We start from the raw sequence: 13,326 nt of genomic DNA on the forward strand, positions 1-13,326 counted from the left end.
GGGGTAGATCTCGGAGCGGACCTCGGGGTGGATCTCGGGGCGGATGAGGAGGTGTGGGCGTGGGACGGAGGATCGCTCCGCTGACGCTGGACAACCTGGCGGATCTCCCGACGACCTGCCGGTCCTGCGTGTTCTGGGAGCTGGACCCGGTCAGTGCGAAGGCTGCCGTGGAGTCCGGTAAACCGGAGCTGGAGAAGGAGAGCTGGATCTCGGCCGTCCTGCTGGAGTGGGGCTCCTGTGGCCGGATCGTCTATGTGGACGAGATCCCGGCGGGCTTCGTGCTGTACGCGCCGCCCGCCTATGTGCCGCGCTCACTGGCCTTCCCGACCAGCCCGGTCTCGCCGGACGCCGTCCAGCTGATGATCAGTCGGGTGCTGCCCGGATACCAGCGGCAGGGGCTCGGCCGGGTGCTGGTGCAGGCGGTGGCCAAGGATCTGGTCGGGCGGGGGTTCAAGGCGATCGAGGCGTTCGGTGCGGTCGGCCGGGAGATCCCGAGCTGTGTGCTGCCCGCCGAGCATCTGCTGGCGGTGGGATTCAAGACGGTACGGCCGCACCACCGCTACCCCAGGCTGCGGTTGGAGGCGCGGACCACACTCTCCTGGAAGGGGGACGTGGAGGTCGCCCTGGAGCGGTTGTTGGGCGGGGCTCGGAAGGAGCCGGCCCTGCGGCCGTTCTGACCGGGGGAGAGGCGGTCGCTGGAAACGGCCGAGGGCGGGCCACCGGAACTCCGGTGGCCCGCCCTCGATGCGCCGGTACGGGCGAGACTCAGCTGCCTGCTGCTAGATGAAGGCGGCCAGCTCGCGGAGCAGCGCGGCCTTCGGGCGGGCGCCGGTGATGGTCTTCACCAGCTCGCCGTTCTGGTAGACGTTGAGCGTCGGGATGGAGATCACGTTGTACGCGGTCGCGGTCTCCGAGTTGTTGTCGACGTCCAGCTTGGCGATGGTGAGCTTGTCGCCGTGCTCGGCCGCGATCTCCTCCAGGATGGGGGCGACCTGGCGGCACGGGCCGCACCAGGTGGCCCAGAAGTCGACCAGGACGGGCTTGTCGCTCTTGAGGACCTCGGCGTCGAAGGTCGCGTCGGTCACGGTGATGGTGGCGCCGGCCACGGGAACTCCTCTGGGTCACGGACGAGATGGTGCTTCGGCCCGGATGATCCGGTCGGCACCCTTGGGGTGGATAACAACCTGCACGGCTGTTCTGTTTCGGCAAGGGCCTCGGCCGGTCGGGGAGACCTCGTTCCACGAGAGGGTTCACGTGAAACATGCGGTACTTCCCGACGGTGAGACCCGCACCGGGTGGGACTTCGGTCAGACCGAGACGGTAGCGGCCTGGGTCTCCAGGTCGGCCAGCGAGGCCAGGAAGCGCTCGGCGTCCAGGGCGGCGGAGCAACCGGTGCCGGCTGCGGTGATGGCCTGGCGGTAGGTGTGGTCGACCACATCGCCGGCCGCGAAGACGCCGGGGATGTTGGTGCGGGTGGAGGGGGCATCGACCTTGAGGTAGCCCTCGGCGTCGAGGTCGAGCTGACCCTTGAAGAGCTCGGTGCGCGGGTCGTGGCCGATCGCGATGAACAGGCCGGTGACCGGCAGCTCGCGAGTCTCGCCGGTGGTGGTGTCGCGCAGGGTGAGGCCGGTCAGCTTCGGGTCGCCGTGGATGGCCTCGACCGCGCTGTCCCAGGCAAAGGTGATCTTCTCGTCGGCGAAGGCACGCTCCTGCATCGCCTTGGAGGCGCGCAGGGTGTCGCGGCGGTGGACGACCGTGACGCTGCGGGCGAAGCGGGAGAGGAAGGTCGCCTCCTCCAGTGCGGTGTCGCCGCCGCCGACCACGGCGATGTCCTGGTCGCGGAAGAAGAAGCCGTCGCAGGTGGCGCACCAGGAGACACCCCGACCGGAGAGTGCGTCCTCGCGGGGCAGAGCGAGCTTGCGGTGCTGCGAACCGGTGGTGACGATCACGGCGCGGGCCCGGTGGATGTTGCCCTCGGAGTCGGTGACGGTCTTGATGTCACCGGTGAGGTCGACCGAGACGATGTCGTCCGGGACCAGCTCCGCGCCGAACTTCTCGGCCTGCGCCCGCATGTTGTCCATCAGCTCCGGACCCATGACGCCGTCACGGAAGCCGGGGAAGTTCTCGACCTCGGTGGTGTTCATGAGCGCACCGCCGGCGGTGACGGCACCCTCGAAGACCAGCGGCCTGAGGGAGGCTCGGGCGGTGTAGAGCGCGGCGGTGTACCCGGCGGGGCCGGAACCGATGATGATCACGTTACGGACGTCGTCGCTCACTGCATCTCCTGGTTCGCATCGCGACCCGCGCATTAGCGGGGAGGGCGGTCCTGCTCCGCCGCCCGGGACAACGATTCACCAGTGTCGCTCATTCCCAGGGGTCCGCGCAGCAGGCGCCCGAGGAATGGGCGTTGCGTGCCCACGCAGTGGCGGGGATTCACCGCCCCGGCGACCGCAGTTGGCGCGGTCGGCGGTTCGGGGAACGGCACGGACGGCTGCGGGACTGCGGTTCGGTCTGCGGCCCGGTCAGTGGCCGGTCAGTGACTCGGCCGATGGCTCATCCGGCGGGCAGGACGCGGTGCAGCAGGACGGTGGCGCCCGGGCAGGAGGGTGTGACGAGGTACACGTCGAGGCTGCCGGGCCGGTCGGGGAGCGGGTACACCAGGGCGGTCACCTCGGCCGAGCCGTAGCGGCCGTGGCTGACGGCCAGTGGCGTGTCGGTGGAGTGCCCGGTGGCGGAGGAGAGACAGTCGGGGACGGCGGCGGGCAGCCTGCCGCTGAGCTCGGGTGTGTTGGCACCCTCCGGCTGCGCGGCCGCCGAGGGTGCCTTGGGAGTTGCCTGTGCCGCCATCAGCTGGTGGACCTGATCGGCGAGTTGATCGTCCTGGAAGACCGGGATGCCTGGCGCGACGGCAGGGTGCTGCCGATCGGCGGCCTGGTGGGTGGCCGCTGCGGAGGCGCCGTCGGCACGGCCGGTCTGCTGGTTCTGCTGTACGAGCAGGCCGCCGAGACCGAGTACGGCGATGACGGCGGCGGCACCCAGCAGGAGCCGGCCCCGGCGCCGCCGACCGGATCGGCCCGGGCCCGCTCCCGGGGCGGCGGGTGCGTCGGGCCCGGTACCGCTCGCGGGACGCCTCGGCGGCGCTGAGAGGCTCCGGGCGGCGGCGGGAGCGCTTCTGGACGGTGCGGGAGGACCGGAAAGCTCCTCGGACTGTGTCACTCGCGGTGTCGGAGTCCGAAGGCCCGCCGCCTCCGCGGCCAGGGCCGCGTCGATGCGTTCGGCGACATCGGCGGGCAGCGGCGGTGCCTCGGCGGCGCCGAGCAGATCCCGGACCTCGGCGAGGGCCGAGTAGGTCTCGGCGCAGTCCGGGCAGTCGGCGAGGTGCCGCTGGAGGGCCGGCACCTCGTCCGGCGCGACGAGGTCCTCGGCGAGGTCGGCGAGCAGGTCGATGTCGGGGTGGGGGTCCGCGCCTTCGGCAGCGGTCCAGGAGGGGGTACGAGACGTCATCGCGAGGTCACATCTCCTTCCAGGACCTGGTCGGGGAGCCGGGGGCTCTCTCCTGTGACGGAGCCGGGGGCGGGTGGGTTCCCGGACGTGCGTGGCGCTGTTTCACGTGAAACGGCCGCGCCGGGCGCAGCTGCGTGCGAGGGGGCCGGAGGGGCACCGGCCGGGCCGGTCCCCGGCGCTCCGGTCCCGTGCGAGACAGGTGCGTGGGGCGCAGGCGCGTGGGGAGCAGCAGCCTGCGGCGGCGCCGGGTGCCCGGTGGTGGTGGGCGCCACCGCCTTGGGCGCGGCCGTTCGCAGATGCCGGACGAGCGGCAGCAGTCTGGCCCGGCCACGGGCGCAGCGGCTCTTGACCGTGCCCACCGGCACCCCGAGGAGTTCGGCGGCCTCGGCGACGCTGTAGCCCTGCATGTCCACCAGGACGAGGGCGGCGCGCTGCTCGAGGGGGAGGGTCGCCAGCGAGGCGGTGACCTCGCGCTGGAGCTCGGCGCGGACGACCACGGCGTCGGCCGGCTCGGCGCTGCCGAGCAGCGTGTCCAGCTGCTGCGGCTCCTCGTCCAGCGAACCGGCCCGTCGGCTGGCGGCGCGGCGGGCCCGGTCCAGACAGGCGTTGACCACGATCCGGTGCAGCCAGGTGGTGACGGCCGACCGCCCCTGGAAGGTGTGTGCGGCGCGGAAGGCGGAGACCAGGGCGTCCTGGAGGGCGTCGGCGGCCTCCTCGCGGTCGCCGAGGGTGCGCAGTGCGACGGCCCAGAGCCGGTCCCGGTGGCGGTGGACGAGGGTCCCGAAGGCCCCCGGGTCACCGGCGCAGTGGCGCGCCAGCAACTCGGTGTCGGAGGGCTCCTCGCTCATGCCTGCCCCCTCTGACTGATTCGGTTGCCCGGCCCCGTCCGACCCCGTCCGACTTCGTGGCCTGGTGCACGGAGCCGTGGACGTCAGCCGGTGACGTTGATCTCGGCGATCTGGCCCCGGTACTGGTCCCCATCCTTGGGGATGCTGGTCAGCCAGATCAAGAGGTATCGGGCGGTCAGCGGCTGCTGGGGCCTGAGGTCGACCTCGCTGCCCGAGGCGCTGATGAGCGCCGCGCCGAAGAGGTCGAAGCCGCTCTTGGTCGCCGACGGGGTGTCGCTGGTGTCCTTCGGAGCGGCCCGCAGCTCGGCCGTGGTGTCGCCGCCGGCGAACTTGACGTGCACCGAGGTGACCTTCTGGGCCGAACCAAGATCGATCATCAGACCGGTGCCCGGCTTGAGGCTGGGGAAGTTGGCGTTGTAGCTGGAGGTCGACCAGGTGGTGGCGGGGTTGTTGTCGATGGCGTTGCCCGCCGTTTCCTCGTGTTCCGGGCCGGTGCCGAAGACGTTGAACTGGTAGGCGTTCTTGATGGTGATCGGGTTGCCGGAGCTGACCACGGGCGGGGCCGAGGGGCTCTGGCCGGCCTTCGGCGAGGTCGTGACCGATCCCTTGTCACCGGTGTCGGTGGTGCTGTTCAGCGAGCTCACGAGCTGCCAGGACGCCACGCCGATGGCGGCGAGCGCGACCAGTGAGGCGGTCCACTTGACGAGCGTGCGCATCCGGCTCCGCCGCGCCGGGGGCGGGGCGTGCCGGACCGCGTGCTGGTGACCACCCGGCGGCTGCCCGACGGGGGGCTGTCCTGGGCGGCCCTGGCCGCCGTTCGGCTGAGCCGGACGCGGGGCGTTGTAGCGGGGCGGGGTGAAGGCGGGTGGCGCCGGCGGCTCCGGCTGGCGGATCTTCGGCGTCAGCGCGACCGCCTTGGCCAGCTGCTCGGGGCTGGTGATCGGCTCCAGGCTGTGCGGCAGCTGCTCGCAGAGCGCCCGTGCGGCGAGCTCGGAGAGCCCCTTGTGGACGCCCGCCTTGACCTGGTCCGGCGGTACGCAGCCGAGGCCCTTGGGAAGCCCCTGGAGGTCGTAGCGGTCCTCGGGGTAGGGCCAGCGGTGGGTCAGCGCGGCGTACAGCAGGGCGCCGATGGAACGGGTGTCGGTGAGCTCGGAGTCCTCGGCCGACAGACCGCGCAGGGCGGCGTCCACGGCGATGCCGTTGATCCGGTACTGGCCGCTCTCGGTGCGCAGGACGCACCTGGGGGTGAGACGCAGATGGGCCTGGCCGCGCCGGTGGGCGGCGGCGATGGCGTCGGTGACCTGACGGACCATCTGGTACGCGTCGTACGGCTCCATCGGGCCGGCGGCGAGCAGCTGGGCGAGGTCGGTGGCGTCGGGGAGCCACTCGCGGATGACGTAGACCAGCTCGCCCTCCTGCACCGCGTCCAGGACCTGGACGAAGCGCGGGTCGCCGAGCAGGGCGGCGGACTTGGCGGCGGCGAGGACGTCCTTGGCCCGCTGGTGCCCGGCGGCGAGCAGATGGACGCCGACGGCGCGGCGGAGCTTCTCGTCGACGGCGCGCCAGCTGCTGAAGGCCGCGCTCTGGCCGATGCACTCCTCCAGCCGGTAGCGGTCGGCGATCTTGTCGCCGCTGTGCCGGAGCGGGGCGGGGAGGGTGCTGGGAAGTGATCCGTTGCCGGCGTCCGAGACCGCAGGGGACTTCGCCGCGGCAGCCGGCCCGGGGGCGGGCTCGGCAGACTTGGCCGGTGCGCTGGTCTCCGCCGGTGCGGCGGTCTTCTTCGGCGCGGCGGTCATCTGCTCGGCGGACTGCTTCGCGGCGGCCGCCAGCGCGGCGGCTCCGGCCGCCAGTTCGGCGGCGATCTCGGCGGACGAGAGCGGGGCGGTGGGTTCGGCGGCCTCCGCCACGGACTCCTTGGTGCCCTTGGTGCCCTTGCCCTTGGTGCCCTTTGCGCTCTCGGATCCCTTGGCGGCCTTGCGTACCGGAGCATCCACCGAGGCCGCCGGAGTGTCGTCCGGAGCGTCTCCCGACTGCTCGTCCGGCGTGTCGCCCGGGATGTCTCCGAGTGCCATGGCCAGTGCCGCCTCGTCCGCCACGGACGTGTCGACGACTGCCTTGGTGCCATCAGCCACCGTGGTCCTGCCTCCCCTTGTAGCGCCCGGTTCACGTCCCCGGAAAGTCGGCCGCCCGGCCCGGCCCGTCGGGGCTGAGTGGTGCCAGGACAATTGTGCCCACTCATCCTCCCCGGTACGACCGCTGAGGGGGCCCGGTGGTTGCCCATCGCCGTACGGAAAGGCATTCTGGCCCGGCGGTGAGCACGACGGTTGACGTCAGGTCAGCGTCCGAGCCGGCTCCGCACCATACCGGCCATCGCGTTGAGCTCTTCGATCCGCATCCGTTTGGCGACCACCGCGAAGACCGCCAGCTGGGCGCTGCCGGCCACCGCCAGGGTGACGACGCTGCCCAGCCAGCCGCCCGTCAGGCCGTGGAGCAGCAGGCTGAGCGCGAGCCCGACGGCAGCGGCCGGTACCGAGGCGATGGCGAGGCGGACGTAGGTCTTGGCGATCCGCGGGGTGTCCAGGCCGCCGATCCTGGCCTTGAGCTTTGGCACCGCCACGGCCACACCCACCGCGTACGAGGCGCCGTAGCCGAGTGCCATACCGGTGACCGCCAGCTGGGCGGGCAGCAGCAGATAGCAGAGCACCGCCGTACCGGCCTGGCAGCCGGCGACCCAGACGGTGTTGGAGAACGGCGTGCGGGTGTCCTCGTACGCGTAGAAGCCGCGCAGCAGCACGTACTGGACGGAGTAGGGGATCAGGCCGAGCGCGAAGGCGGAGAGCATGAAGCCGACTGCGGTGGTGCCGTGGGCGACCGAGCCCCCGTTGCCGAGGCCGTAGATGGTGCCGCCGATCACCGGGCCGAGGGCCAGGAAGAGGAAGGCGGCGGGGACGATGGCCACCGCCGAGGTGCGCAGCCCGTACGAGAGGTCGTCGCGGACGGCGCCGGGGTCGTGGTCGGCGGCGGAGCGGGAGAGCCGGGGGAGGACGGCACTCATCACCGAAACGGTGATCACGGCCATCGGCAGCTGCCAGATCAGCAGGGCGTTGGAGTACGCGGCCAGTCCGACGCCCAGGTAGCCCTTGGATTCGGCGGCGCGTCCCGCGGCGGTGGCGAGCTGGGTGACGACCAGGTAGCCGGCCTGGTTGGCGAGGACGAAGAGGAAGGTCCACTTGGCCAGCCGGGCGGCCTTGCCGAGGCCCTGGCCGCGCCAGTCGAACCGGGGCCTGAAGCGGAAGCCCGAGGCCCGCAGGTAAGGGATCATCGCCAGGGCCTGGACGGCCAGGCCGAGCAGTGTCCCGAGGCCGAGCAGCCGGATGCCCTCGGGGGTGACGCTCGACGGCGTGACCTCGCTGTGCTCGAAGGTGCCGAAGACCCAGATGTACATCCCGAAGGTGAAGATCACCACGATGTTGTTGAGGACCGGGGTCCACATCATCGCGCCGAAGCGGCCGCGGGCGTTGAGGATCTGCCCCATCACCACGTGGATGCCCATGAAGAAGATGGTCGGCAGGCAGTAGCGGGCCAGGGCGACCGTGGTGTCGGCGCTGGAGTGGTCCTGCATCAGCGAGTGCGAGATCAGCTGGACCAGCAGCGGGGCGCCGACCACGGCCACGAAGGCGACCCCGGCCAGACCGGTCATCACCAGGGTGAGCAGGCGGTTGGCGTAGGCGGTGCCGCCGTCCTCGTCGTGCTTCATGCTGCGGACCAGCTGGGGCACGAAGACGGCGTTCAGCGCGCCGCCGCCGATCAGGATGTAGAGCAGGGTCGGCAGGGTGTTGGCGGCGTTGTAGGAGTCGCCCATGGTGCCGACGCCGATCGCGGCGGCGATGACCATGGTGCGCAGGAAGCCGGTCCCCCGGGAGACCAGCGTGCCGGCCGCCATGATCGCGCTGGAGTTGAGCAGGCTCGTGACCCTGTTGGCACCGGCCGTGCCCTCGACGGCGGGCGCTGCCGGGCCTTCGGGGGCGCTGCTCGGCTCGGGCTCGTCCGGTGTCTCGACCGCAGGCGGTAGCTGGACGGCCGCGACCTGGAGGTTGGCCTCTTTTTCGGAGAGCGGCGGATCGAACTCGACGGCCGGGACGAAGGGCTGCCGGCCGCCGTCCCCGCCCTTGGTGCCCGTCTTGCTCAGCAGGTCGTCCACACCGACGTACTCGGTGGTCTCGGTGTCCCAGGGCGAACCCTGCGGCCCGGGCGCCGCCGTGCCGGGCTCGGCCCCCTGGGGGAGGTCGGTGGCGGCCGCTGCGGCCCAGCGCGGGGCCGCAGCGGCCAGACTCGGCTCGGGGCGGTGGGTGGGCTGCGGGGGCAGCGGTGGAATGGGCACCTCGGCGGGTTTCCGTACGCGGTACGGGTCCCGGTCGGCCTTGCTGCCGTACGGGTCGGCGGCGTACGGGTCCTGGGCGTAGGTGTCGGCCACGTACCAGTCCGCGGTGGCGGGTTCGGCGGGCTGGGAGGAGCCTGTCGGCGCCGGACCGGCGGTGCGGTCGTGCGCCTGGCTACCGCCCTGGCCCTGGCCCTGTGCTCGCGCCTCGCTCCGCTCGCTCATGCCACCTCATCGCTGGTCGGGGTCGGCCGCCCGGTGGGGGCGGCCTCAGGGACCAACCTTCTCATCACCCGAGGTCCGATTCCGGGCATCTTCGGGCGCGGCCGGGTCCGAGTCGGCGTCCTTGCTCTCTTCCTCGCTCGTGTTCCGGCCCGTGTCCTCGCCGATCTCCCGGGCGGTGGCCTGGGTACCGGCCTGGGTACCGGCCTGGGTCGGCTCACCGCCGCCGGGCTGCTCATCGGGGCCGGTGGGACCGGCCGGTTCGCCGTCGGTGTCCGGCTCGGCGGCCCGCTTCTTGCGCTGCAGGTAGAAGCGGAGCCCGGCGAGCAGGATCAGGACCACGCCGCCGCCGATGACGTACAGCACGCCCTGGGTCACCGAGGTCACCTGGACGGTGAAGACCATCGGGTCGCCGTACGGCTGCGGGTCGGCTCCGGTGGTCCACAGCTGCGCGGTGACCTGGACCGGGCCGTTGACCTTGGCCTGGGCCGGGAAGCGCAGGGTGCGGCTGGTGGTGGCGTCCAGTACCACGTCCTCCGGCTGGCCGACGTTGAGACGGTTCACCTGGCCGGAGGTGAGGCGCAGCTTGAGGTTGACGACGGACTGGTTGAGGTCGTTCTTGATGCTGACCAGCAGGGTGCCGTTGTCACCTGCGAGGGTGATCACCTTCTTCGACGGGACCTTGACCGCCGAGATCAGGTTGTCGAGGTAGTCCTGGGTGCCCGTCCGGTACGCCTTGGCGGCCTTGGCCTGCTCGCGCCACTCGGTGGACATCGAGCGGACCATGGCGGCACTGAACGGGCCGCGCACCCGCTGCGGCTGGGTGAGGATCTTCAGCAGCTGGTCGAGGCGGCTCTCCAGGCCCATGGTCTTGCTGAGGGAGTTTCCGGTGAGCTCGGAGTCGCGCAGGTCGTTCGGGTAGTCGCCGGCGGGCTGGACGCTGGTGGTGGCCTCCGGGTCCGGGGTGGCGGTGGCCACCGTCTCCAGCTTGACCTGGTTGACCCAGTTGCCCTTCTGGGCGGCGGTGAGCGCGTCCGAGAGGGCGGTCGCGGTGCCGACGGTGAGGTCGCGCGGCGGCATGACCAGCAGGTTGCGCTGGGTGTCCGGCTGCTGCTGGGTGATCATCAGGGTCTCGGCCAGGAAGCGCTGGGTCGCGCCGGTCCTGGCCTGGGCGCTGGTCAGGTCGCCTTCGAACAGCTGCGAGAGGGTGTGGTCGGCGACCACGGCCGTCTGGCCCTCGCCGATCGGCCGGGCGGCGTTCGGGGTGTAGTTGAGCGAGTCGGACATGCTGGCGCTGTCGACCAGCACGAGGTTGTCCCCGGCGGTCCTGGTGGTGCCGACGATCTGCTGGTCCAGCTGACCCTGGTAGGGCCAGGCGACGTTGCCGCGGACGTCCACCGACAGCCGGCCCTCGGCGGTGACCTGGCCCGCGGTGCCGGCCTTGCGCAGAGCGGTGTCCATACCGTCCAGCTGAGCGCCGTTGTGGGCGATCGAGGCGAGGTCGGGATCGGCGTACGGGAGGGCGACGACCTGGGTCCCCGCGGTGGTCACGGCCTGTCGGAGCTTGGCCAGCCAGGCGACGGCGGCATCCCGGCCGGTGCCCTGGACGGTGTTGTCGTCCTTCGCGGACTCACCCGCGGTGCCCGGCTTCTGCACCCGGTACGGCTTGGTCATCGCGTACACGGTGTCCAGCAGATCGGGGTCGACCACCCAGGTCAGTCCCGGCAGCTTCTCGCCGATGTCGACCAGCTTGAACAGCCTTCCGCCGGAAGCGAGTTCGGTGGCCAGGCTGTCGTCGCGCAGGACCGGCACCTGGTCGTTGTCGGGCATGGTCTGGGCGACCAGCTCGGGTGCGTGGGTGAGCGGCCACAGGGTGGCGACCTGGGTCGCCTTGGCGATCGGGTCCACGCTGTACGGGAGGAAGGTGCGGGCGAGGCCCAGCGCATGCGAGCCCTGCTGGTCCCAGACGTCCACCGCGAGCTCGTAGACCCCGCTCTTGTTGAGCTTGAGGTCGGAGGGGCTGACCTGGAGGGTGAAGGAGCGGGTCTGGCCGGGGGCGATGTTGCCCATCTCGGCGAGGGGGGCGGGCAGGTCGATGCCGTCCTGGCTGGTGGGGGTGGTGCGTCCGGCCACCTGCGAGATGTCGCTCCGGGTGCTCAACGGCCGCTCGCCCACCGGGCGCCGGACGGCGGCATGCGCCCCCTTGAGCCCGGAGTCACCGGAGTTGGTGACCCGGCCGGTGATCGTGACGGTGTCGTTCTGCCCCGCCACCGTGGGCGTGACGGTGTCGATCGTCACGCCGGCCGGGTAGTCCGCGGAGACCGCCGGAGCCATGGCGGCCGCCGAGAGGGTGGTGCGGCCGGGGGCGGCGGCCACCGCGGGCGGGGCGGCGGCCAGCAGGGCGACGCCGCCAGCCAGCAGCGCGGCGAGCCGCTTGGCCACCCGTCCGGTGCATCCGTACGCCCTCAGCCCTGAGTGCCGTGCCGGCTCACTCACGCGCTTCGCCCTCGCCGTTCTCGATCGGTCGCGATCAGTGGTTCTCGAATGTCACTGCATGAATAGGTACCGCATGAATGGCCGTACGGTTCCGGTCGTGGGCCGATTCGGCCCCTGATCTCCGGATCCTTCTCCGGAGCCCTGGAGCATTCGGACCGGGGCGGCGCACCCCGCTCGGCAGTGCACCTGCGAGACAGCCCAGGCCACGCCGGGCCGGGCCCCCGTAGCCCCGTACCGTCCCCCCGGCATGGTAACGACGCCGCCGCGCCCGCAGTGTTGCGGGCCGGGAGCTGAGGGCAGGAGGGCCCCGACCGGAGCCGGGCGGGAAACGGACAGGCAGCGGGGGAGGTCGGGCACGTACCCTTGTGAGCCGTGTCCACTGCCAATGAGCCCAGCACCAATCATTCCAGCCCCGCCACCCCCGTCGGACTCCCAGGGCTGACCGAGGCCCAGACCCTCGGCCTCCAGGAGCTGCTGCGGGTCTCGCCGGTCGCGGACGAGATCGCCCGGCGCTTCCAGTCGGCCGGCCACCGGCTGGCCCTGGTCGGCGGCTCGGTGCGCGACGCCCTGCTCGGACGGCTCGGCAACGACCTCGACTTCACCACCGACGCCCGGCCCGAGCAGGTGCTCAGACTGGTCCGCGGCTGGGCGGACGCGGTCTGGGACGTCGGTATCGCCTTCGGCACCGTGGGCGCCCGCAAGGACACCCCGACCGGGTCCTTCCTGATCGAGATCACCACTTACCGCTCGGAGTCGTACGACCGCACCTCGCGCAAGCCCGAGGTCACCTACGGCGACACCATCGAGCAGGACCTCGTCCGGCGGGACTTCACCGTCAACGCGATGGCCGTGGACCTGCCCGGGCGCGGCTTCGTCGACCCGCACCACGGCCTGGACGACCTGGAGGCCCGGGTACTGCGCACCCCGGCGACCCCCGAGGAGTCCTTCTCCGACGACCCGCTGCGGATGATGCGGGCCGCCCGCTTCGCCGCCCAGCTGGACTTCACCCCGGCACCCGAGGTGGTCGCGGCGATGACCGCGATGGCCGAACGGATCCGGATCGTCTCCGCCGAGCGCGTGCAGAGCGAGCTCAACAAGCTGCTGCTGTCGGAGCACCCCATCAAGGGCCTGCGGCTGCTGGTCGACACCGGCCTGGCCGACCACGTCCTGCCGGAGCTGCCCGCACTGCGCCTGGAGAGGGACGAGCACCACCGGCACAAGGACGTCTACGAGCACTCGCTGACCGTCCTGGAGCAGGCCGTCGCGCTGGAGACCGAAGGCCCGGACCTCACGCTGCGGCTGGCCGCGCTGCTGCACGACATCGGCAAGCCGCGCACCCGCCGCTTCGAGTCGGACGGCCGGGTGTCCTTCCACCACCACGAGATGGTCGGCGCCAAGATGACCCGCAAGCGGATGCGGGAGCTCAAGTACTCCAAGGAGCTCACCGAGGACGTCTCGCGCCTGGTCGAGCTGCACCTGCGCTTCCACGGCTACGGCGGCGGCGAGTGGACCGACTCGGCGGTCCGGCGCTATGTCACCGACGGCGGCCCGCTGCTGGAGCGCCTCCACAAGCTGACCCGCTCCGACTGCACCACCCGCAACCGCAAGAAGGCCGCCGCCCTGTCGCGCACCTACGACTCCCTGGAGGAGCGGATCGTGCAGCTCAAGGAGCAGGAGGAGCTCGACTCCATCCGCCCGGCACTGGACGGCAACCAGATCATGGAGCTGCTCGGCCTCAAGCCGGGACCGCAGGTCGGCAAGGCCTACAAGCACCTGCTGGAGCTGCGCCTGGAGCACGGCCCGATGGATCACGAGAGTGCCGTCGCAGCGCTCAAGGAGTGGTGGGCGGCCCAGGACTGAGGCGCCGTCGGCAGCTCG

Annotated in this window: 8 protein-coding genes and 1 pseudogene; 2 read left to right on the forward strand and 7 right to left on the reverse strand. The window is 71.8% G+C overall.

The features are described 5' to 3' along the window. Nucleotides 1-59: 59 nt before the first annotated feature. Complete coding sequence (locus tag P3T39_RS22930) at nucleotides 60-677, forward strand: GNAT family N-acetyltransferase (RefSeq protein WP_280700390.1); 618 nt, start codon at nucleotides 60-62, stop codon at nucleotides 675-677. Nucleotides 678-779: 102 nt separating this feature from the next. Here the strand turns inward: P3T39_RS22930 and trxA are convergent, their stop codons facing one another. The 7 genes and pseudogenes from trxA to P3T39_RS22965 form a co-directional block, all read right to left on the reverse strand. Beyond that, a complete protein-coding gene (trxA, locus tag P3T39_RS22935) occupies nucleotides 780-1,106 on the reverse strand; it encodes a thioredoxin (RefSeq protein WP_280700402.1) in 327 nt (108 codons plus the stop codon). A gap of 201 nt (nucleotides 1,107-1,307) precedes the next feature. Beyond that, complete coding sequence (trxB, locus tag P3T39_RS22940; RefSeq protein WP_280700403.1) at nucleotides 1,308-2,276, reverse strand: thioredoxin-disulfide reductase; 969 nt, start codon at nucleotides 2,274-2,276, stop codon at nucleotides 1,308-1,310. A gap of 277 nt (nucleotides 2,277-2,553) precedes the next feature. Beyond that, the gene (locus tag P3T39_RS22945) at nucleotides 2,554-3,504 is read right to left on the reverse strand and encodes a hypothetical protein (protein WP_280700405.1); all 951 of its coding nucleotides are present in this window, start codon (nucleotides 3,502-3,504) and stop codon (nucleotides 2,554-2,556) included. A 227-nt stretch (nucleotides 3,505-3,731) separates the two neighbouring features. Then, a pseudogene (gene sigM, locus P3T39_RS22950) lies at nucleotides 3,732-4,352 on the reverse strand (RNA polymerase sigma factor SigM); the annotation flags it as partial. An 83-nt stretch (nucleotides 4,353-4,435) separates the two neighbouring features. Next, a complete protein-coding gene (locus tag P3T39_RS22955; RefSeq protein WP_280700407.1) occupies nucleotides 4,436-6,484 on the reverse strand; it encodes a protein kinase family protein in 2,049 nt (682 codons plus the stop codon). A 203-nt stretch (nucleotides 6,485-6,687) separates the two neighbouring features. Beyond that, a complete protein-coding gene (gene murJ, locus P3T39_RS22960) occupies nucleotides 6,688-8,955 on the reverse strand; it encodes a murein biosynthesis integral membrane protein MurJ (protein WP_280700409.1) in 2,268 nt (755 codons plus the stop codon). Nucleotides 8,956-9,000: 45 nt separating this feature from the next. Beyond that, on the reverse strand, nucleotides 9,001-11,448 hold the full coding sequence (locus P3T39_RS22965) for a DUF6049 family protein (RefSeq protein ID WP_280700412.1): 2,448 nt from the start codon (nucleotides 11,446-11,448) through the stop codon (nucleotides 9,001-9,003). Nucleotides 11,449-11,886: 438 nt separating this feature from the next. On the opposite strand from P3T39_RS22965, the gene P3T39_RS22970 reads away from it, so the two are divergent. Continuing rightward, on the forward strand, nucleotides 11,887-13,308 hold the full coding sequence (locus P3T39_RS22970; RefSeq protein ID WP_280700477.1) for a CCA tRNA nucleotidyltransferase: 1,422 nt from the start codon (nucleotides 11,887-11,889) through the stop codon (nucleotides 13,306-13,308). Nucleotides 13,309-13,326 lie beyond the last annotated feature (18 nt).

The sequence above is a fragment of the Kitasatospora sp. GP82 genome (genome assembly GCF_029892105.1).
In the GTDB taxonomy this organism is placed as follows: Bacteria; Actinomycetota; Actinomycetes; order Streptomycetales; family Streptomycetaceae; genus Kitasatospora.

Coding starts and splice junctions, on each gene's coding strand:
- P3T39_RS22945 (WP_280700405.1), bottom strand. CDS start 3,504: ATGACGTCTCGTACCCCCTCCTGGACCGCTGCCGAAGGCGCGGACCCC.
- murJ (WP_280700409.1), bottom strand. CDS start 8,955: ATGAGCGAGCGGAGCGAGGCGCGAGCACAGGGCCAGGGCCAGGGCGGT.